The sequence below is a fragment of the Ruegeria sp. BF8 genome, assembly GCF_056538625.1.
The window spans coordinates 1-19,372 of record NZ_JBQFTL010000004.1; the positions used below are offsets into that span (position 1 = coordinate 1).

Below are 19,372 nucleotides of genomic sequence, written 5' to 3' on the forward strand. Positions count from 1 at the left end.
CTCAAGATGCCCCCGGTCTCTCCCAGGCGTCTCAACCGTCTTTCCAGTCCGTCAGGCCGTCCTTCCGACCAACCAACACCGCCTCAGCAGCGCCGGTGAAGGGCGTTCTAAGGATAACTACAAATCACCGCAAGCAGAAAATGACAAACTGCCGAACTTTTTTGCTGATTTTATTTTTATCAATGCCTGTCAGATACTTAGACAACAGCCACCTAGCTCCACCGTTGGGAATTTCACCCCCGTAGATCAAGCCCGACCCGCTGGTTTCTAAGCCCGACCTCACCAGACCACTATATATAGCGAAAGCGCCCGGACATCACCACAAGAACACTCGACTCGCGCCCCATGAGTCGACTCACTCTGTGCCCGATTGGCGGCTCGGAACGCACAAGCGTTGGTGCGCCGAACACAGCGTATTGCGCCTCCCCCATCTACTTGACGCGCACAGCGCCATTGGCCTCCGGCCGGACCGAATGACCACCCCATTTAAGGCACAAAAAAAGGCCGCGAAATCCATTCGCGGCCAGCAACGATCCAGGAGAGAGTGTCGGACCTTATGATGGCCCGATCATGAAACAGGTGACATTGCGCGCCTTCAGGCGGCGACAGGCCAGATCCGCCTGCTCGCGGGTCATGCCCTGGAAGGTCGCGTCGAACCCGCGCGAACTCTGGTTCACTTTGCGCAAAGTGCCTTCCAGTGTCGTCATTTCCGACAAAGCCGTTTTCAGCAAAACCTTCTCGGCCTCGTAGCGGGTGGTGTAGCGCCCGACATTGACGCCCCAAAGATGCCCGCCCGACGTGGACAGACGGGTAACGACCTCCTGCTCGGGCTCGGCCACGACTTCTGCGGGCTCGGTCGATGCAAGCACAAGGTTCTCGGGGCGCAGGGCCGGGCGCGTGTCGGCATTCTCGACCGGAGGCGCCGTCGGCGCGATATCCGTTGCGGCGATCGCCGCGGCGATGCCGTCTTGAATACGTGCACCGTTCTTGGCTGCGGTTTCAGCCACGGCGCCGGCAACCTGGATGGCCACCCCAGCCCCGGGTCGCATCACAGGTCGAAGGCTGCGCTGTGGTGCGCGGACCGCACTGGCCAATTGGGTGGCTCCACCCAGCCCGGTGTTCCCGGCATATGCCGGACGGGCAGGTTTGCGGATCGGAGCGCGCGACGGGGCGCGCCGGAATCCCATGTCCAGTAGCTCGGCCACCTTGGCGTTGCGCGAAGTGCTGGATTTGCCACCGAACACGGTTGCGATGATCCGTTTGTCCCCACGCTTGGCCGAAGCAACAAGGTTGAAGCCCGCAGCGCGCGTGTACCCGGTTTTGATGCCGTCGGCGCCCCGGTAGGCTGCCAGCAGCCGCCGGTTGGTGTTCGGAACAGTCTTGATGCCCGCATGTGTCGATTGGCGTGAAAACAGGTTGTAATACTCAGGATAGTCATAAAGCAGGTGCCGACCCAGCGTGGTCATGTCACGCGCAGTCGAAAGATGGCCCGCTTCGGTCAGCCCGTGTGCGTTCTTGAAGGTTGTGCGGCTCATGCCCATGGCCTTGGCCGTGCGGGTCATACGGCGCGCAAAGGCGGCCTCGGATCCGCTGAGAGCGATGCCGATCGCTGTCGCGGCGTCATTGGCCGATTTCACAGCGGCCGCGCGGATGAGATAACGGAACGCTATGGTCTGGCCCGCCCGCAGGCCCAGCTTGGAGGGCGGCTCGGCCGCCGCGGCCTTGGTGATCCGCACCTGGGTGTCCAGCGTGATCTCACCGTTCCGCACCGCTTCGAAGGCGATATAGAGGGTCATCATCTTGGTGAGAGAAGCAGGGTGCAGCCTGGTATCGGCGTTGCGGGAGTGCAGAACCTCACCGGTTCTGGCGTCAATGACCATTGCCGCATAAGGAGCCGCAAGCGCCTGAGTCGCCAGGACCAGCGCCATCCATACCACTGTGACTACGAGCAAGCCCGCCCGCGCCGGAACTATCCGCCGAATCTGCACGATCTTTGCCTCTGTCTGCCTCGCGCCGCCGAGTTTTCCCGGTCAGCCTTTTTGCTTATTTGGTCGAGGCTAACACACAGCACTGTTGAAATAAACCGAAAGCTGAAAAATCCGCGGCAGCGGCTCCGCTCGGTGGCGTCTAGATGTTGCGGCCCAACGGATGGCCGCCACCAAAACGGCGAAGATGTCAAAAAGTTGGCGCGGCTTCGTCGTAAAAGTTTGAAACTGGGGCCAATCTGTCACAGGTCAGGAAATCTGCCGGACCAGATCAGGAAGATCTCCCAAATCGCGGATCTCCCGGAAACGGGGATGGCTTGTCGGGATCTCGGCCTGCTCGATCTCCCACACCAGACCGTGCGGTACGTGCACGCCCCAGCACCCCGCCTGGATCGGCGCGACCACATCCGACCGCATCGAATTGCCGACCATCATGGCACCGGCAGGTGACTGCCCCATCCGCCGAAAGACTTCGCTATAGGTGTCGGGCGTCTTTTCCGACACGATTTCGACCGCGTCGAACAGTTCACCCAATCCCGATTGGGCCAGTTTGCGCTCTTGATCAATGAGATCACCCTTGGTGATCAGAACAATGCGATGGGTGCCTGCGATTGTCTCGACCGTCTCCCGCGCGTGAGGCAACAGCTCGATCGGGTGGGACAGCATCTCCTGCCCGGCTTCGATCAGTTCGCGGATGACCCTGGCCGGGACTTTGTCTTCCGTCACCTCGATTGCGGTTTCGATCATCGACAGGACGAAACCTTTGATGCCATACCCATAGTGGCGGATGTTGCGCTTCTCGGCCGCCAACAACCGCTCCATCAGATGGTCACGGTCTGCATGATCCGCCAGTAGCGCAGCAAAATGCGCTTGGGTCAGCTGAAAGAAACGCTCGTTGTGCCACAAGGTGTCGTCAGCGTCGAAAGCGACGATGGTCAGGTTTTCATCCATTTCGAATCCGCCCGGTTGCTCTTTCCTCTGGGTGGGTCGACGTTATATAAGCCCTGAAACGACCCGAAGTGTGAATCGGAAAATCTCGCGACATGATTGAAGCCCGTTGGATGATGGCTGGCAAATCGGAAGACGATGGCGACACGTCAATCCTTGTTCAGACCAAGCCCAAGACCAAACGACCGCCCTTGTACAAGGTGCTGCTGTTGAACGACGACTACACGCCCATGGAATTCGTGGTTCATGTGCTCGAGCGGTTCTTCGGGATGTCCCATGCGCAGGCCTTCGAGATCATGTTGACCGTGCACAAGAAAGGTGTGGCCGTGGTCGGCGTATTCAGCCACGAGATTGCCGAGACCAAGGTTGGGCAGGTGATGGATTTCGCTCGTCGGCACCAACACCCGCTTCAATGCACCATGGAGAGAGAGGAGTAGGGTCGCGACGCGCGCCTCTGCCCCCTTCAACCCGCTCTGATGTCCTTACGATTGTCTCTCGCCCTCGACTCGGGCCTGACCCTGTCGGAACCGATATCGGTCATTGGACCGACGCCGGATCATGACCTGTCGGCGCTGCCGAACGGTGTCGAGATTGTTCAACCTTTCAAACCATTCCACGACCATTTCCGGGACCGCGGCTTGGCAGCTGTGCCCGAAACCGACAGCGCCTGCGAAGACGTGGTTCTGTTTCTGCCCCGCGCCAAAGCGCAGGCACGCGCCATGATCCATCATGCGTGCAGCCGGGCCTCGGGAACGGTTGCCGTTGATGGTGCCAAGACAGATGGCGTGGACAGCTTGCTGAAGGACGTTCGCAAGCGGGTCGAGATCGAGGGCCCCATCGCCAAGGCGCATGGCAAGATCTTCTGGTTCAAGGCCGATCCCGACGCATTTGCAGACTGGGCCGCGTCCACAGGACAGATGGCGGATGGCTTCCAAACCGCGCCCGGGGTGTTTTCGGCCGACGGGGTCGATCCTGCTTCGGCACTGTTGCGCCAGACCCTTCCACCAAAGCTTGGACCTCGGGTCGCCGATCTGGGTGCCGGGTGGGGCTATTTGTCCTCCGGGCTGCTGCAGGATGACACTGTGCGCACGCTGCATCTCGTCGAAGCCGACCATACTGCCCTGACATGCGCCCGGACCAACGTGCCCGACCCAAGGGCACAGTTCCACTGGGCAGATGCGGTGACGTGGTCTGCGCCAGAACCCGTGGACACCGTTGTCATGAACCCGCCGTTTCACACGTCGCGCAGCGCCGATCCCGACCTGGGGCGTGGGTTCATCACCGCCGCCGCGCGCAACCTGTCCCGCTCGGGCCACTTGTGGATGGTCGCCAACCGCCATCTCCCCTATGAAACGACTTTGACTGACGCTTTCGCGCGGGTCGAGGAAATTGCAGGCGACAACCGGTTCAAGGTATTCCACGCCTCTCGCCCTCGGCGGTGAAGCCGATTAACCTGCGCCGCGACTCAGGAGGAAACACATGTCCTTTTCCATAGCCGGCAAGACCGCCATCGTTACCGGAGGCGCCAACGGCATCGGCCTTGCCATCGGCCGTCACTTTGCCGATGCGGGCGCCAACGTGATGTTCGCCGACATGGACGAGAAACGTCTGGCAGAAGAACTGGGCGAACAGGCCGACGACAGCAACGTCCGCTACTTCGCCGGTGATCTGCGCGAAAAGCTGACGATCGCCAACCTCCTTTCGGCCACTCTGGATGCATTCGATCAGGTCGATATTCTGGTCAACGGGGCCAGACAGGTCATCCCGACGGATCCGCTGGACCTGGAAGACGACTCGGTTCGCACCCTTCTGAACCAGAACCTGATGCCCGCCCTGCGGCTGAGCCAGCTTGTGGCCAAGCGGATGATCAAACAATCCGAGGATCAGGAAGAGGGACCGAATGGTTCGATCATCAACCTGTCCTCGATCGCCGGTCAGCGCGCGCATCCAGGCCTTTTGGCCTATTCGGTTTCCAGCGCCGCGCAGGACCAGTTGACCCGGTCCCTAGCAGTGGCGCTTGCGCCTCATCGGATCCGCGTGAACTCGATTGCGTTGGGGTCGGTCATGAGCGCATCACTGCAGGCCACCCTGAAAGACAATCGGGACTATCGGCGGGACATTGAGGATCATACCCCACTGGCCCGCATTGCCGCCCCGGCCGAGCTGGCCGAAACGGCGCAATACCTTGCCTCGGACGCGGCTGCGTTCATTACCGGGCAAGTCCTGACAATTGACGGTGGACGGACCCTTCTGGACCCGGTTGCCGCCCCCGCGCATTGAGCCTGACGATGTTTGAAACGGAAAAATCCACCGCCTCGGCCTGGTTTCGCCAGTTGCGCGACGAAATCGCCGCGGCCTTCGAGGCTTTGGAAGACAGCCACCACGCGGGGCCGTTTTCCGATGCCCCCGCCGGGCGGTTCGAAGTCAAGGAAACTCGACGCCAGTCTGAGGATGGCTCGGACGCGGGCGGTGGGCTGATGTCGGTCATGCGCGGTGGCCGCGTGTTCGAGAAGGTCGGCGTCAATGTCTCGACCGTCTACGGCACGCTCGGCGAGCGGGCACAACAGGCGATGGCCGCGCGCAAGGGCATCCCCGGTATGGCCGACGACCCGCGGTTCTGGGCCTCGGGCATCAGCCTTGTGGCGCATATGCAAAACCCGCATGTCCCGGCCGTTCACATGAACACCCGCATGTTCTGGACGCCGCATGCCTGGTGGTTCGGCGGCGGATCCGACCTGAACCCCTGCATCGAGTACCCCGAGGACACGGCGCATTTCCACGCCACGCAGAAGGCGCATCTGGACCCGCACGGACCAGGGCACTATCCGCGCCTCAAGGAGTGGGCCGACGAGTATTTCTACATCCCGCACCGCAAGCGCGCCCGGGGCGTCGGCGGGATCTTCATGGATGATTACTGCACCGGAGACTGGCAGGCCGATTTCGCGCTGACCCAGGACATTGGCCGCGCTTTCCTGCCGGCCTTTCTGCCGCTGGTCGAAAAGCGGCGCGTGCAGCCCTTTACCGAAGCGGACAAAGACACCCAGCTGGTGCACCGCGGGCTCTATGCCGAATACAATCTGGTCTATGACCGGGGCACGAAATTCGGGCTGGAAACCGGGCATGACCCAGACGCAGTGCTGATGAGCCTGCCGCCGCTGGCCAAGTGGGTCTGAGACGTCAGAACCCGAAATCCATGAAGTTGTCGTAGCAGTAGTTCTGCGCTGAGGACGCTGACATGTTCTCGCCCACCCGCTTGACGGTGATTGAATAGCCGGGGGTGGTATCCACGCCCGGCGGCGGCTTCAACGAGAATTGCACGGTTCGGACACCCGGCTCGTAAGCCCTCCAGATGTAGATCCGTTGCGAACCGGGGACACCCAACTGCCGAATGGCGAAATCGCCGATCCCGCACCAGTAGTTGACAGGGGCTGACGACCCGATTGCCTTGACCTCGTACACACCGTCTCCTACGGATCTTATCTCGGTGCGGTAGGTCGGGCGGACGCCGATGCCGAACCCGACAGCTTGTGCGGCAATTGGAGCCAACAGTGTTGCAGACAGAACCAGGGCTGAAATCAAATGCTTCATCAAAACTATCCGCCAAAAAACCGGGTTGTGCCAATCATAGGCCGCATGTCCATTGAGTAAAGCCAAACCCGGTCACCTTTGGAAACAGGCCGCGCCCACACGCCCTCTCAGCTTCGGCGGCGACAGAAAACAAGTACCATTTCAAGACTTTGCCCGATATACTGCCGATGTCCCAAGGGGTTGAGGTCAGGTTTGAGCAGAAAATTTCCAAAGGACTGGTTTGATATCTCTCCCGAGAAATACGCCGATTTCGGCGCGCTCTTCTACCTTGCCGGGCTGACCAAAACCCACCAGCAACGCAGCCTCGCCCAGGTTCTGTAAGCATTCGAAACGCCTTTGCGGCTGGGGCAGTATCACATCTTTCGCCAAAACGGATTCCCGCGCGGTTTCGTGACCTTTGCCGGGCTCAGCCCTGAAGCGGAATACCGATATGCGGTGCAGGAAAAGCCTTTGATGGATACTGATTTCACCAGCGGTTCATCTTTCTGAATCGTCGATTTGGTCGCACCTTGCGGACAGACCAACCAGATGGTCGAGATTCTGAAACGCGAGATTCCGCACCCGAGGGTGCGCACGAACCGCATGGACAGCGACATGACCCGAAACCGCATCGTCGAATGGACCCGGGATGAGGCCGGCAAGGTCCATATGAAGCTGTACCGGAAAAAAGAGTTCTCGCAGCTTCTGAAAGAACAGGGTGATTGACCCTGCCGCCTAAGATTTGGCGACCCGTCCACCGACATCCTGCGGTGCCAGCGCTACGGTCTTGACGACCGCGTGGCACGGTTTGCCGGGCTGCAACGCCAGGGCATCGACCGACCGGCGCGTCACACGGGCCAGCAGCGTGCCCGCCGGTGTTCGGACCGAAACGATCGCCCCTGGCCCTTCGCCCGCGCGCACGGACTCGACGGTGCCCTGCAGGACGTTCAGCGCCGACAGACCCTCGGGCTTTCGGTCCGACAGTATGACTTCCTGGGCGGGGATGCGGATCCGAAGCGTGTCGCCAACCGAATGCGGGATGCGCGGCAGGAACAGTCGGACACCGTTTGCCGTCAGTTCCGTCAGGCCGTCTTCGTGATGCGCGGCCACACTGACCTCAAGCACCGCACCCACAGCCCGCACACCTGTCGGCGCAACCGAGGGATCCGCCAGCACTTCGGAGGCCGGTCCCTGCCGCAGCACCTTGCCGTCCTGCAACGCCACGACCGAGGTGGCAAGGCGGGCCACTTCGGCCGCAGAATGCGTGACATAGAGAATCGGCACCGAGACCTCGTCCCTCAATCGCTCGAAATAGGGCAGGATCTCGGCCTTTCGCGCTTCATCCAACGCAGCGAGAGGTTCATCGGCCAGGATCAACCGCGGACTTGCCAGCAGAGCACGGCCAATGGCGACACGCTGCTTTTCACCGCCCGACAGGTGGGCGGGGCGACGGTCCAGCAGGTGGCCGATGCCCAGCATCTCTATCACGTGATCGGGGTTTTCACGGCGCGCGCCCCGGGGAGCGAACCACCGGCCGTACGACAGGTTTTGGCGCACGGTCAGGTGCGGGAACAAGCGGCCTTCCTGAAAGATATACCCCAGCCGGCGGCGATGCGGCGGCAACCAATGGCCTTGCTCGGTATCGAACAGCACCCAATCATCCACCGCGACCCGCCCAGCCTGGGGGCGCAGCAAACCGGCCACGGCATCCACAATGGTGGTTTTGCCCGACCCCGATCGTCCGAACAGAACCGTCACACCCCGCGGCGCCTGGAACAGGATGTCCAGGTCAATGCCCAGCAGGCGGTGGCTTATCTGCACGGAGAGGCTCATGTTCCGGCCACCCGGGCCGCTGCGCGACGCCCCACATATTCCGACAGAAGCAACGCCCCCATGGCGATGACGATCGAGATGATGACCAGCCGCATCGCGGCACTCTCACCGCCCGGCACCTGAAGGAAGGCATAAACGGCCGACGGCAGAGTCTGGGTCTGGCCGGGAATGTTCGACACGAAGGTGATCGTGGCTCCGAACTCGCCCATCGCCTTTGCGAAGGCAAGGATTGCCCCTGCGATGATCCCCGGCAAAATCATAGGCAAAGTCACGGTGACAAAGACAAAAGGTTGCGATGCCCCAAGCGTCGCTCCGGCCTGTTCCAGTTTTGGATCAACCGCCTCGATCGACAGGCGGATTGCCCGAACCATCAGCGGAAATGCCATGATCCCGGCGGCCAGTGCGGCTCCGGTCCAGCGGAAAGCCACAACGACGCCCAGATCAGCCAGCACCCGACCAACCGGGGCTTGTACGTTGAAGGTCAGCAACAACAGATAACCGGTCACGACCGGTGGCAGGATAAGCGGCAGATGCACCAGACCGTTCAGCACTTGTCGGCCGGGAAACCTCCAGCGGGCCAGTGCGTAGGCGACGAATATCCCGAGTGGCAGCGAAACGATCGTCGCCCAGAAAGAGACGCGCAGAGACAGCCGCAACGCTTCGATCTCGGCGGGGCCCAGCCAACCCATGGCGCTATCCGTGCGGCAGGGTGAAACCCTGCGCCTTGAATATGCCGGTCGCCGGTTCGCTCTGCAGGTAGTCGAGGAAGACATGCGCCTCAGGCCGTGCAGTCGCGGTCAGGGCCGCGGGATAGACGATCACCGGGTGCGTGCCTTCAGGGAAAATTCCGACCACATCCACCCGGGCCTCGGCCTGCGCATCGGATCGGTAGACAACACCCATTGGTGCCGCGCCGCTTGCGACAAGCGCCAAGGCCGCGCGCACGTTGTCGGCCTGAGCCACCTGATCCTGAACATCGTTCCACAGGTCCAGGGCAGTCAGCGCGGCCTTGCCGTAGATTCCGGCGGGAACCGCATCAACGAGGGCCATCGCCAGATAGCCGCCTTTCAACTGACCGCTCAGATCGAAGTCCGGCGTAAGCGTCTGTTCGCTGGGCTGCCCTGCGCGCGCAATCAGCACCAGCCCGTTGCCCACAAGATCGACGCGCGACGCCGGGTCGATGTCTCCGTTCCGCTCAAGAACATCCATCCAGGCGGTATTGGCCGAAATATACAGATCGGCCGGCGCGCCCAGCTGAATCTGCCGGGCCAAAACGGAAGAGGCTGCGAAGGAAACCGTAACCTGTTGACCTGTCGCGGCCTCGAATTCCGGAGCGATCTGGTCCAGCGCGGTCTTGAGACTGGCCGCCGCGAACACCAGGACCTCAGCCGCCGCAACCCGAACCGGGGCAACCAACGCGCCGCAAACGGCGGCAACCGCAACAAGACGGCGGCATGTGTCGAACTGCATCCCCGGCTCTCCTGTTCGGACGGTCGCACTGCTTTTGGCATATCGGAGGCAGCGGGCCGCAGGCAAGGTGTATTCCCGCCGGCGTGCCATGCAGAGTCCGGAATCAATTGGTCTTTCCGGCGTCGAAAGAGTAAGCCCGGAGAAAAAGGCGGCATCCCAAACCCGCAATCTGTCGCAAACGAAATTGATGTCGCGCACTCGCAAGACGAGTCTGGGCATGAACCAAACAGGACGTACACCATGCTGCACCAAACCCCGGGATTGATCGACACCGTTCGCGCGCGGTTTGCCCATGTGGACAGCTGCCCCTTTCAGGGTCCCCGCATCTTTTTCGAAAATGCCGGCGGCGCACTGACCTTGAACTCGGTGGTCGAAACCTCGGCCCGTTTTGCGGCCATCCCGGACAATCAGGGGCGGGACAACCCCGCCAGTCACGCGTTGGTCGACATCATCAGCCGTGCCAAGGCAGATCTTGCCGTGTTTATGAATGCGCCTTCGGGGCAGTTCTTCGTGGGTGAAAGCGGAACAGAGCTGCTGTTCCGCATGATCCGCACGGCCTGCGTGAATGCGCCAAAAGGGGCAAAGGTGATCGGCAGCTCGATCGAACATCCCGCCAGCCGCAGCGCCGCGCGCCGCTGGGCGGGCCTTGCCGGATTGGACTATGTGAACGTGCCGCATAACGACGCGACAGGTTTGGTTACGGCCGCAGATTATTCGGCCCACATGACACCGGACGTCGCGGTCGCCACGATCCTGCACGCTTCGCCGGTGACGGGAATGGGAATGGACGTGGCTGAAATCTCGCGCGCGATCCGGGCGGTGTCGCCGGATTGTTTCATCATCGTCGATGGCATCCAGCACGCAGCACACGGACAGTTGGATATCGACAGCTATGAAGTCGATGGATATGCGATTTCACCCTACAAAGTGTTTTCCCGGCATGGCTACGGCATTGCCTGGATCTCCGACCGGCTGACCGCCCTGCCCCATGACCAACTGATTGACGCGCCAGCTGATGGTTGGGAATTCGGCACGCGCGATACCGGCGCCTACGCCACGATGTCCGACGTGGTTGCCTATTTCGACTGGCTGGGCGGCCAGGTGTCGGATGCCCCTGACCAACGCACCAGAATCGAGGCCGCCGGCCAGGCGATTCATGCCTATGAGACCCATCTGACCAACGCGATGATCAACGGCGTGGGCAACCTGCCCGGCCTGCGCGATATGGATCACGTCGCGATTCTGGCCGGAGAAGACAACCCCGCCCGCGAAGGACTGGTGTCGATCGTGGTCCGCGACATGCCCTCGGCCGACGTGGTCTCGCGCCTGAACGCGCAGGGCATCCGAACCCACACCCGCAAGGCCGACCATTACAGCGGGAACGTGCTGAGCCCGTTGGGCTTGTCCGATTGCATCCGGATTTCGCTGTGCCACTACAACACCGAGCACGAAGTCGCGCAGCTGCTGACGGCATTGAAAGACATGAATCCCTGAGACACACGGCCACCGGCGCAGAAATTCTGAAAGACCCTCTTGCGCCGGCCCACCAGCTTGGCTAAATCCCCCCTCACGGGTGATTAGCTCAGTTGGTAGAGCGCTTCGTTTACACCGAAGATGTCGGGAGTTCGAGTCTCTCATCACCCACCATCCCAACCTCTTCTCCATTTTCAGTATTTGCGCGGGTATGACCTGCTATTTCCGGCTCGTCGCGCCAACCCATGCACAAATCAAAATACTATTTTGGTTTGCCGGCAGCCTCCTTTATTGTGGGTCAAAGCCAAAACGGGCTCACCGGAGGGACATCATGAAGACGGTACGGATCGCGAAACCCCTGATGCTTGGCCTGTCGCTGGCGATTTCAGCAGCGACCTCGGCACTCTCTCAGCAGTCCGACTGGTCCTATTCGGCCACGATCTACCTGTTCACCCCTGAAACCGAAGTGTCGTTGGACACACCGGCGGGAACCTTGGATGGCACACTCAGCTTCCCTGACGCGCTGGAAAACCTCGACCTGGCGTTCATGGGCACGTTTACCGCGTCGAACGGCCGTTGGTCGTTCCTTGCGGACTACAACTATACGAACCTGTCCTTCTTGAACGAGACCCCCGGACCGGCAAGTTCGGGTCTGGACACATCGTTCAAAACCCAGTTCCTGAGCGGCTATGTCGGCTACCGCGTCCTCAAAACGCCAACAGCCAGCGTCGATCTGGCTGGCGGGTTCAGATGGTTCAGCACTGAAACAAAGTTCAACCTGTTGCCCGGAACAGCGCCCGGCAATCAGAGGTCGGTCGACAGCAGCTGGACTGATCCGGTGATCGGCGTCCGTGCCCGGGTCGCGTTTTCGGACAAATGGTCGGGAACCGGGTTCCTGGACTATGGCGGGTTCCGCAGCGACAGCGAAACCTGGCAGGTCCTTCTGACTGCGGACTATGCGATCAACGACCGCTGGCTGCTACGCGGCGGGTACCGCTACATTTCCTTTGATCACGACATCAATGGCAATGACTTCAGCTTCCACCAATCCGGCCCGGTCATTGGCGCAACCTACCGATTCTAGGGCATTTGCCGCCCACTAGGTGACGCTCGACATGCAAAGCCCGTCCTGCGACGCATAAATACTGTCTTTCGGCACCCCGATGACGTTCGCTTTTTTGGAGTTCCGGCTTCAGACCCCCTAAGATCAACAGTCAAGGTTACTCTGCCGCGATCGCCTTCTCTTGCCGTCTCTCGACGTCTTCGATCAACAGCGTGCGGGTCGGAAACGGGATATTGATATCGGCTTCGTCCAGCGCTTCTTTGACTTTGCGCTTCATGTCTGCCTGGTACTGGAAGTAGTCCGAAGACTTGCACCAAACGCGGACAAGAAAATCGACGCTGCTGCTGCCAAGGTTGTTCACCTGGATGAACGGTTCGGGATCTGCCTGCGAACGGGCGTCCGACATGATCGTATCGCGAATGACACGCTCGGCCTCCGCCAGGTTGACGCCGTATCCAACGCCAAACGTCCATTCGGCACGACGGGTCTCATAGACGGAATAATTCTTGATGGTGTTTCCCCACACCTCGGCGTTGGGAACGATAACCTTGACGTTCCCCATATCCGCAATTTCAGTGTAGTTCAGGGTGATATCTTTTACGGTACCGAGCACGCCGTTCACGTCAACGAAATCGCCGATCTTGAGCGGCCGGAACAGGATGATCATCACGCCGGCTGCGACGTTGGACAATGTGCCTTGCAGGGCAAGACCAATGGCCAAACCCGCGGCGCCGATCAGCGCGATGATCGACGTCGTCTGCACCCCGAACGTGTTCAGAATGAACAGCCCCGTAAACGCCAGGATCGTATAGCGCGCCAGATTGCCAAGAAAGTTGAAAAGCGTGTCGTCAAGACGTTCCGATTTTTCACCGACGCCCCGGATCTTTCGGCTGACATATCTTGAAATCACAAGCCCAAGAACCAACAGGATCAGCGCGGCGATCGTGTTCGCGACGAGGCCAAGAAGGGCCTCGAGCGTCAGCAGGTCGCTCAGCGATTTCCCGTCATACAGCTCGGTATTCAGAACTTGCGACAGTTCGGCCCAAACGGTGTTCGTCACGGTCTCTGCGGTCTGTGCAATCTCGTTTTCCATGGTGTTCCTCGTGTTTCATCGCCTGAGTTTTCGTGTCTTGCAGCGCGGCCCTGCCGCGTCAGACCTCGATCACGGCGCTAGAGGCAAAGAACATGGCCTGGCTGACGGCCGATTTGACCTGTTCTTCGGTGTAGGGTTTGGAAATCAGAAAGGCCGGTTCGGGGCCTTTGCCTGTCAGAAGGCGCTCGGGGAAGGCGGTGATGAAAATGACGGGGCAATCGCCGTGCTGGGCAATGATGCGGTTCACCGCATCGATTCCGCTGGATTTGTCCGCCAGTTGGATGTCCGACAGGATCAGGTCGAACGGCTCGCGCTCGGCCAGTTCGATGGCGGTCGTCTCGGTGCGTGCGACGCCGGTGACCCGGTGGCCCAGGTCGGTCACCATAGTTTCAAGATCCATCGCAATGATTGCTTCGTCTTCGATGATCAAAATGCGCCCAGAAGTGTGGCGGGCCATTTCCTCGTAGGCGATATCGATCAGCTTCTGCGCCTCAGCGGGTTCTATCTGCATGATTGCGGCGATATCGCTGACCGAGAACTCTTCGACCGTGCGCAGCAGCAAGGCCTCGCGCGTGTTCGGCGTCAGTCGTGCCAACTGGGCGTGGGCGCGCGATTGAATGTCGGAACTGCCGCCATCGGCGTCAACGGTCATTCCCGACGTTGACCAGATACCGTGAAAAACACGAAACAGCGCGACACGCGGCGTGAGATCGGCATCGAACTGGGCGGGATCTGCAAGGATCGCCTCAAGCGATGCTGCGGCGTAGGCGTCGCCACTGTCCTGTGAGCCGGTGAGGGCACGGGCATAACGGCGCAGAAACGGCAAGAGCGGGCCAATTTGATCTGCGACGGAAACTCCGGTCAGCTCAGTCATCTGTGTTTTCCTCATTTTTTTCTCTAAACTCGGGAACCAAACGCATACTGGGGCGTTATGGTTCCAGCAAAAGTAAAAATTTTTGATGATGCCATGACAAAACCACAGCCAAGCCGAAGCCATCGGCAAGAAATAGAGCAAAGGATCGACGAGAACCTCAAGCGGGCTTTCGATGAGGTTGCCAACGAACCGGTTCCGGACCGGTTCGTCGATCTTCTTGAAAAACTGCGCAATCAGACCAGTGTCTCCAAAAGCGGTGACACGGGAGGCTCGGATGGTTGATCCGCGAGAAGAGCTCGTCGAACATATTGGCGCGATGCGTGCCTTTGCGATCAGCTTGTGCCGAAACGGCGCCACGGCCGATGACATCGTGCAGGACGCATTGATTAAGGCATGGAGCAATATCGACTCGTTCCAAGAAGGCACCAACATGCGGGCTTGGCTGTTCACCATCGTCCGGAACACCTATTTTTCTCTGCACCGCAAACGCAAGCGCGAGGTCGAGGATATCGATGGTGTCATGGCGGAGAGCCTGTCGCAGAAGCCCGACCATGACGGACGTTTGGCCTTGAAGGATTTTGCGGTTGCTTTTGAGCAGTTGACGGATGAGCAGCGCGAAGCGTTGGTGCTGGTCGGTGCACAAGGGTTTTCCTATGAGGAAGCAGCCGAGATGTGCGGCGTCGCCCTTGGAACGATCAAAAGCCGGGTGAACCGGGCCCGCGCGCAACTGGCCGAACTGATGGATTTGGAAGATGACGAACCCATCGAATTGACCGATGCGGTAACGGCGGCAATCGTTCAGACGCAACCGGCGGCCTGACGATCGATGGATGCGAAGCCGCGCAGCCTGACCGTTTATCTTGCAGCGCTGGTCACTCTGGCACTTCTGCCTTTGGGGCTGATTGCGGTATTGCAGACACGCGCTGTTATTACCGAGGCCGACGAAAGATCGCGGGCCTCGGTGCTGGCGCGCACGATTGAGGCGGCCAGCCGGGAACGGGAGCTTTTGCAAAAAGCCGTTGGTGCAAGTTCGGGACTCACAGCAGCGCTTGCCGAGGGAGGCTTGGACAATGCTGCTTGTTCGGACCTCATGCGCCGGTTCGTCGAACGCCAGCCCGAGTTCGTATTTGCCGGGTTTATTCAGCCAAACGGGGTCATGGCCTGCTCGACCGTCGAGCGAGCCATCGATTTGTCGGACGCGCCCGGTTTCGGGCAGATCTCTGAAAATCCGCAACTTACGTTTTCTGTCAATCGTGCCGGCGCGGCGACCGGGCAATCGGTGATCATCGTGACCCAGCCGGTCCTGAACAGGACCGAACTTGTGGGGTTCGTTTCCATCTCGATACCGCATGCGTTGGCGCGGACGCCCTTGGATGTTGGCAACATTGACAGCGACGTCGTCATCGCCCTTTTCGACGCGACCGGAGAAGTGCTGTCGTCAAATGTCGGCCTGGACGCGGTCCAGCAATTCCTGCCGCCCGTGCAGGAAAATCTGTTGGTTCTGTCCAGTTCCGGCAAGACCTTTTCCGCCAAGACGGTCGGAGGCGAGGATCGGGTTTTTGCAGTTGCCACCATCATTCCGGGCGAAGTTGCCGTAATCGGCAGTTGGCCGCGCGAGGCGGCTCTGGCCTCTGTTGGTGCAGGCAGTACGGCCCTGACCATTGCGTTTCCCATCCTGATGTGGGTTACCGGACTGGGAGTTGCCCTGTGGGGCCTGCATCGATTGGTGATCCGGCATCTCGACAGCTTGCGTTCCGCCGTTCGTCGCTTTGCCTTGGGCGAGCGCGACCCGATTGAAAGCCTTGCGGGCGCGCCGCAGGAGTTTCAGCAAATCCAGACTGCATTCAACCGCATGGTCTTGTTGATCCGCGAGGCTGAGGCACAGCACGAACGGGATCTTGTCGAAAAAACGCTGTTGTTGCGCGAGGTTCACCATCGTGTCAAAAACAACCTGCAACTGATCGCTTCGATCATGAACATGCATTTGCGCAAGGCTGAAACCCCCGAGGCCCGGCGCTTGCTGGAACAGTTGCAGCGTCGGGTTCGCGGCCTGGCCATGGTGCACCAAACCTTGAACCAGAACTCGCAGATGACGACGATCAACACCGAGGCTCTCATCGGGCATTTGGTGGCCGAACTGGCGCATCGACCGCCAATTCTGGGTCAGGTGGTCGAGGTCGACTGCCGGATCGCGCCGGTCGAACTGGGGCAGGATCAGGCCGTCACGATGTCGATGCTGGTGGCCGAGGCGCTGACGAACGCGGTCAAATACGTAGGCGTACCGCAGGACGGACCGCCGACAATCTCGGTGGAATTAACCCGACCCGAGGAGAGCATCTTGCATCTGAAAATCTCCAACACGCGCGGGCAGACAGACGACGGTGCGGATTTGTTCCACAGTGGCGGGATCGGTCAACGGCTGATGCAGGCCTTCCTTCGCCAATTGGACGGTTACGAAACCATAACCGAGACATCATCGCATTATGTTTATGAGGTGACGTTCGAAATCGCCGAAGTAGAAGGGGATAGCGAACCACAGACCATTGCGGATGAGAGAGGCGGTGATGCCCGTGCCGCAGCAGAATGACTTTGAGGTCCTGATCACGGCCGAGCAAGCCTGGCCCGCCTTGGAAAAAGCGGTTCTGGAGGCCCGGCACCAGATCAAGGCAAGTTTTCGGATATTCGATTTCATGACACGGCTGCGAAGCGATGAGGCGCGCCGGATCGGCGATACCTGGTTTGACCTGATCGAGCATGTCATCTGCAAGGGTGTCTCGTTTCATCTGGTCATCAGCGATTTCGATCCGATCTTTGCGACCGAGTTGCACGAACTGAGCTGGCGCACCAAACGGCAGGCGGTTGCGCTTGCGGAAATCCTTGGCCCTGAACTGGCCGCGCGCTTGAGCGTTCGCGTGTCCATGCATCCCGCGCAGGCCGGCGCATTGCCTTTGGCCACGCTGTTACCCGCGGTTTTGCGAAAAAAGGCGCAGCGGATGCAGGAACTGTCCCGCGAACGACGCGAACGGCAGGCGGTAAGGCTGGGGTCGGACATGTTGCCCCGGCTTCACACCGTGTCGCACCATCAGAAAGTCGCCGTGATCGACAATGAGGTCTGCTACCTCGGCGGATTGGACTTGAACGAAAGGCGCTTTGACACACCGGATCACGACCGTCTGGCCAAGGACACGTGGTCAGACGTTCAATTGCTGGTCCGCGGACCCGAGGCCGCCGAGGCCGCGCGCCATATCGACCGGTTCGAACAGGAAATCGCAACCGGACAACCTGACCCCCGACCGACCCATCTGCGCCGTACCCTGTCCAGCCCGCGCCGGTTTGCGTTCTGGCGGTTGTCGCCAAAGACCATCGCGCATGAAATCGAGGATGAACACATCGCCGCCTTTCAAGCCGCGCGGCAACTTCTGCACATCGAGACCCAGTATTTCAGATCAACCCGGCTGGCCGAGGCTCTGGTTGAAGCAGGCCAAGCCAAGCAGGATCTGAAACTGGTGCTTGTTCTGCCAGCCTTGCCCGAGGAAGTGGCCTTTGGCGGGCATGACGGACTGGACGCGCAATACGGTTTGGACCTGCAGGCCAAATGTCTGGAGATCATCCAGCAGGGGTTCCAAGACCGGGTTTCGGTGTCGACCCCAGTCCAACCTATTTCGGCCAGTGGGGCCGATGCCAGCGCTGAAGTTCTGAGCGGGTCTCCGATCATTCACGTTCACAACAAAGTTCTGGTGGTGGATGACAGTCATGCCTTGGTCGGTTCCGCCAACCTGAACGGACGGTCTTTGCGGTGGGACACAGAGGTCGCCCTTCGGATCACCGACCGGCAGCGGGTCGCGGTTCTGCGGCAGGCCCTGGTGGACCATTGGTGGTTCTCGGATGATCTGAGCAAACCGATCGAGCCCGATGCCATGTTCGACTGGTGGCGGCGAGAGGTTCAGGCCAACGGCGTGCGGCGCCCCGAAGCGCGCAGCGGCTTCCTGGTCCCGCATGACGCCGACGTTGCGCGCGACATGCGGCAACCGCTGCCAGGGGTAACTGAAAACATCGTCTAGGTGGTCGCGACCGGGCTCATGACCTTGGGGTGCATCAATACGCCGAACCACAGCAGGATCGGAAGTGCGACGATGGCGCCGACCGGTCCCCACAGCCAAAGCCCAAAGATGATGGCGATGAATACGACCAGCGGGTTCACCTGCAGACGTTGGCCGACGAAGGCGGGTGTTACGAATTGTGCCTCGGACAGATTGATCGCCAGGAAAATCAGGGGTGGCAACAGGGCCGCGGCTCCGCCGAACTGGGTTAAGCCGGCGATCAGAAGGCCGGTCAGGATCATCAGCGGGCCGAGATACAGCACAAAATTCAGAAGGCCGGCGGCCACCCCCCAGATCACGGCGTCATTGATGCCGATCAGCCCCAAGGCCACAGCCGTTACCGTCCCGAGGCCGAAATTGACCAAAGTTACGGCAGCGAAATAGCGATAGACCGCGCGGTCAGCCAGATACAGCCGCTCCGTCAACGGGCCGGCTGCGGCATAGAGCTCGGGTCGGGTCAAAACGAAAAAGAAGAGCGTGCCGATGAAAATCAGGATCTTTGATCCGAAATTGGGCGCCAGCCACAAAGCATCCATCACTGACGGAAGGGCGGACTCCGTTTCCGCTGCCCCATCGGCGCCGACGGTTTCCTCGATCTCGCGTCCAAGCGTTTCGATACCCCGAATGAACTCGGACATCGCGGCGACCCAAGAGCGCAACTCGCGTTTGATGGCAGGCAACTGTTCGACCAGCGTGGACAGCAATGGTTCAAGCAGAAGGAATGCCGCGACGATGACGGTGCTGGTCACGAACAGCAGTGCCGAGGCGGATATCACACGCGGGCAACCGACCTTCTCAAGCTTGTCCGCAAGCGGGGCAACCACGACCCCCAAAACCAAAGCGAAGGTGATCGGCGCAACGATCGACCGGGCCAGGTACAAAGCGGTGATGATGGCAATCCCGGTCAGGATCGCCAGCATCGCACGCAAGGCCGATGGAGAGCTGAAAGCAGTTTGCATGGGTGCG

The 19,372-nt window shown here is 60.3% G+C and carries 22 protein-coding genes and 1 tRNA gene; 14 read left to right on the plus strand and 9 right to left on the minus strand.

The window, feature by feature from the left end; genetic code table 11:
* Window positions 1-554: 554 nt before the first annotated feature.
* Together ACR0LD_RS13525 and ACR0LD_RS13530 are read right to left on the minus strand one after the other, a co-directional pair.
* Window positions 555-1,928, minus strand: coding sequence for a D-alanyl-D-alanine carboxypeptidase family protein (locus ACR0LD_RS13525; protein WP_480637426.1), 1,374 nt, complete (start codon window positions 1,926-1,928; stop codon window positions 555-557).
* 306 nt (window positions 1,929-2,234) lie between these two features.
* A complete protein-coding gene (locus ACR0LD_RS13530; RefSeq protein ID WP_170342015.1) occupies window positions 2,235-2,936 on the minus strand; it encodes an HAD family hydrolase in 702 nt (233 codons plus the stop codon).
* A 92-nt stretch (window positions 2,937-3,028) separates the two neighbouring features.
* Here ACR0LD_RS13530 and clpS point away from each other — a divergent pair, with 92 nt between their 5' ends.
* Genes clpS through hemF form a run of 4 tightly spaced genes read left to right on the plus strand, consistent with a single transcriptional unit; the run spans window position 3,029 to window position 6,106 of the window.
* Entirely contained in the window at window positions 3,029-3,370 is a 342-nt protein-coding gene (gene clpS, locus ACR0LD_RS13535; RefSeq protein ID WP_093963054.1) for an ATP-dependent Clp protease adapter ClpS, read from the plus strand.
* 39 nt (window positions 3,371-3,409) lie between these two features.
* The gene (locus ACR0LD_RS13540; RefSeq protein WP_170446243.1) at window positions 3,410-4,375 is read left to right on the plus strand and encodes a class I SAM-dependent methyltransferase; all 966 of its coding nucleotides are present in this window, start codon (window positions 3,410-3,412) and stop codon (window positions 4,373-4,375) included.
* 37 nt (window positions 4,376-4,412) lie between these two features.
* Window positions 4,413-5,213 (plus strand): SDR family NAD(P)-dependent oxidoreductase, encoded by an 801-nt coding sequence (locus tag ACR0LD_RS13545; protein WP_170343228.1) that lies wholly within the window; start codon window positions 4,413-4,415, stop codon window positions 5,211-5,213.
* A gap of 8 nt (window positions 5,214-5,221) precedes the next feature.
* Window positions 5,222-6,106, plus strand: coding sequence for an oxygen-dependent coproporphyrinogen oxidase (hemF, locus tag ACR0LD_RS13550; RefSeq protein WP_170367761.1), 885 nt, complete (start codon window positions 5,222-5,224; stop codon window positions 6,104-6,106).
* A 4-nt stretch (window positions 6,107-6,110) separates the two neighbouring features.
* Here the strand turns inward: hemF and ACR0LD_RS13555 are convergent, their stop codons facing one another.
* Window positions 6,111-6,521 carry a hypothetical protein gene (locus tag ACR0LD_RS13555; protein ID WP_170365228.1) on the minus strand — a complete coding sequence of 137 codons (411 nt, stop codon included), beginning with the start codon at window positions 6,519-6,521 and terminating at the stop codon, window positions 6,111-6,113.
* A gap of 192 nt (window positions 6,522-6,713) precedes the next feature.
* On the opposite strand from ACR0LD_RS13555, the gene ACR0LD_RS13560 reads away from it, so the two are divergent.
* Genes ACR0LD_RS13560 through ACR0LD_RS13570 form a run of 3 tightly spaced genes read left to right on the plus strand, consistent with a single transcriptional unit; the run spans window position 6,714 to window position 7,226 of the window.
* Window positions 6,714-6,842: a hypothetical protein gene (locus ACR0LD_RS13560; RefSeq protein WP_280525669.1), complete on the plus strand. Its 129-nt coding sequence runs from the start codon at window positions 6,714-6,716 to the stop codon at window positions 6,840-6,842.
* A 15-nt stretch (window positions 6,843-6,857) separates the two neighbouring features.
* The gene (locus ACR0LD_RS13565) at window positions 6,858-7,010 is read left to right on the plus strand and encodes a toxin-activating lysine-acyltransferase (RefSeq protein WP_244952466.1); all 153 of its coding nucleotides are present in this window, start codon (window positions 6,858-6,860) and stop codon (window positions 7,008-7,010) included.
* Between the two features lie 39 nt (window positions 7,011-7,049).
* The gene (locus ACR0LD_RS13570; RefSeq protein WP_244952465.1) at window positions 7,050-7,226 is read left to right on the plus strand and encodes a hypothetical protein; all 177 of its coding nucleotides are present in this window, start codon (window positions 7,050-7,052) and stop codon (window positions 7,224-7,226) included.
* A 9-nt stretch (window positions 7,227-7,235) separates the two neighbouring features.
* Here the strand turns inward: ACR0LD_RS13570 and modC are convergent, their stop codons facing one another.
* From modC to modA, 3 genes are read right to left on the minus strand one after another with little or no spacing between them, the layout of a single operon-like run.
* The gene (gene modC / locus ACR0LD_RS13575; protein ID WP_480637429.1) at window positions 7,236-8,333 is read right to left on the minus strand and encodes a molybdenum ABC transporter ATP-binding protein; all 1,098 of its coding nucleotides are present in this window, start codon (window positions 8,331-8,333) and stop codon (window positions 7,236-7,238) included.
* Complete coding sequence (gene modB, locus ACR0LD_RS13580) at window positions 8,330-9,022, minus strand: molybdate ABC transporter permease subunit (RefSeq protein WP_170342025.1); 693 nt, start codon at window positions 9,020-9,022, stop codon at window positions 8,330-8,332. The genes modC and modB overlap by 4 nt, the downstream gene beginning before the upstream one ends.
* 4 nt (window positions 9,023-9,026) lie before the next feature.
* Window positions 9,027-9,803: a molybdate ABC transporter substrate-binding protein gene (modA, locus tag ACR0LD_RS13585; RefSeq protein WP_170367757.1), complete on the minus strand. Its 777-nt coding sequence runs from the start codon at window positions 9,801-9,803 to the stop codon at window positions 9,027-9,029.
* A 240-nt stretch (window positions 9,804-10,043) separates the two neighbouring features.
* Here modA and ACR0LD_RS13590 point away from each other — a divergent pair, with 240 nt between their 5' ends.
* The 3 genes from ACR0LD_RS13590 to ACR0LD_RS13600 all read left to right on the plus strand — a co-directional run bounded on the left by ACR0LD_RS13590 (window position 10,044) and on the right by ACR0LD_RS13600 (window position 12,360).
* On the plus strand, window positions 10,044-11,297 hold the full coding sequence (locus ACR0LD_RS13590; protein WP_480637431.1) for an aminotransferase class V-fold PLP-dependent enzyme: 1,254 nt from the start codon (window positions 10,044-10,046) through the stop codon (window positions 11,295-11,297).
* Between the two features lie 77 nt (window positions 11,298-11,374).
* Window positions 11,375-11,450 (plus strand) — tRNA-Val (locus ACR0LD_RS13595).
* Window positions 11,451-11,607: 157 nt separating this feature from the next.
* Window positions 11,608-12,360 carry an outer membrane protein gene (locus ACR0LD_RS13600; protein WP_480637433.1) on the plus strand — a complete coding sequence of 251 codons (753 nt, stop codon included), beginning with the start codon at window positions 11,608-11,610 and terminating at the stop codon, window positions 12,358-12,360.
* Window positions 12,361-12,496: 136 nt separating this feature from the next.
* Here ACR0LD_RS13600 and ACR0LD_RS13605 read toward each other — a convergent pair whose 3' ends face one another.
* Window positions 12,497-13,432 (minus strand): mechanosensitive ion channel family protein, encoded by a 936-nt coding sequence (locus ACR0LD_RS13605; RefSeq protein WP_170360317.1) that lies wholly within the window; start codon window positions 13,430-13,432, stop codon window positions 12,497-12,499.
* Between the two features lie 58 nt (window positions 13,433-13,490).
* The gene (locus tag ACR0LD_RS13610) at window positions 13,491-14,306 is read right to left on the minus strand and encodes a response regulator (RefSeq protein ID WP_480637435.1); all 816 of its coding nucleotides are present in this window, start codon (window positions 14,304-14,306) and stop codon (window positions 13,491-13,493) included.
* Window positions 14,307-14,363: 57 nt separating this feature from the next.
* Here ACR0LD_RS13610 and ACR0LD_RS13615 point away from each other — a divergent pair, with 57 nt between their 5' ends.
* The 4 genes from ACR0LD_RS13615 to ACR0LD_RS13630 are packed head-to-tail and all read left to right on the plus strand — an operon-like array spanning window position 14,364 to window position 18,367.
* On the plus strand, window positions 14,364-14,588 hold the full coding sequence (locus ACR0LD_RS13615; RefSeq protein WP_244952464.1) for a NepR family anti-sigma factor: 225 nt from the start codon (window positions 14,364-14,366) through the stop codon (window positions 14,586-14,588).
* Window positions 14,581-15,126, plus strand: a complete 546-nt coding sequence (locus ACR0LD_RS13620) for an RNA polymerase sigma factor (protein ID WP_170367748.1) — start codon at window positions 14,581-14,583, stop codon at window positions 15,124-15,126. Before ACR0LD_RS13615 ends, ACR0LD_RS13620 begins: the two co-directional genes overlap by 8 nt.
* A 6-nt stretch (window positions 15,127-15,132) precedes the next feature.
* Window positions 15,133-16,893, plus strand: coding sequence for a sensor histidine kinase (locus tag ACR0LD_RS13625; RefSeq protein WP_170367746.1), 1,761 nt, complete (start codon window positions 15,133-15,135; stop codon window positions 16,891-16,893).
* On the plus strand, window positions 16,871-18,367 hold the full coding sequence (locus tag ACR0LD_RS13630) for a phospholipase D family protein (protein ID WP_480637437.1): 1,497 nt from the start codon (window positions 16,871-16,873) through the stop codon (window positions 18,365-18,367). The genes ACR0LD_RS13625 and ACR0LD_RS13630 overlap by 23 nt, the downstream gene beginning before the upstream one ends.
* Here the strand turns inward: ACR0LD_RS13630 and ACR0LD_RS13635 are convergent.
* The gene (locus ACR0LD_RS13635; protein ID WP_480637439.1) at window positions 18,364-19,365 is read right to left on the minus strand and encodes an AI-2E family transporter; all 1,002 of its coding nucleotides are present in this window, start codon (window positions 19,363-19,365) and stop codon (window positions 18,364-18,366) included. The two genes, ACR0LD_RS13630 and ACR0LD_RS13635, sit on opposite strands and share 4 nt — an antisense overlap.
* Between the last annotated feature and the right edge of the window lie 7 nt (window positions 19,366-19,372).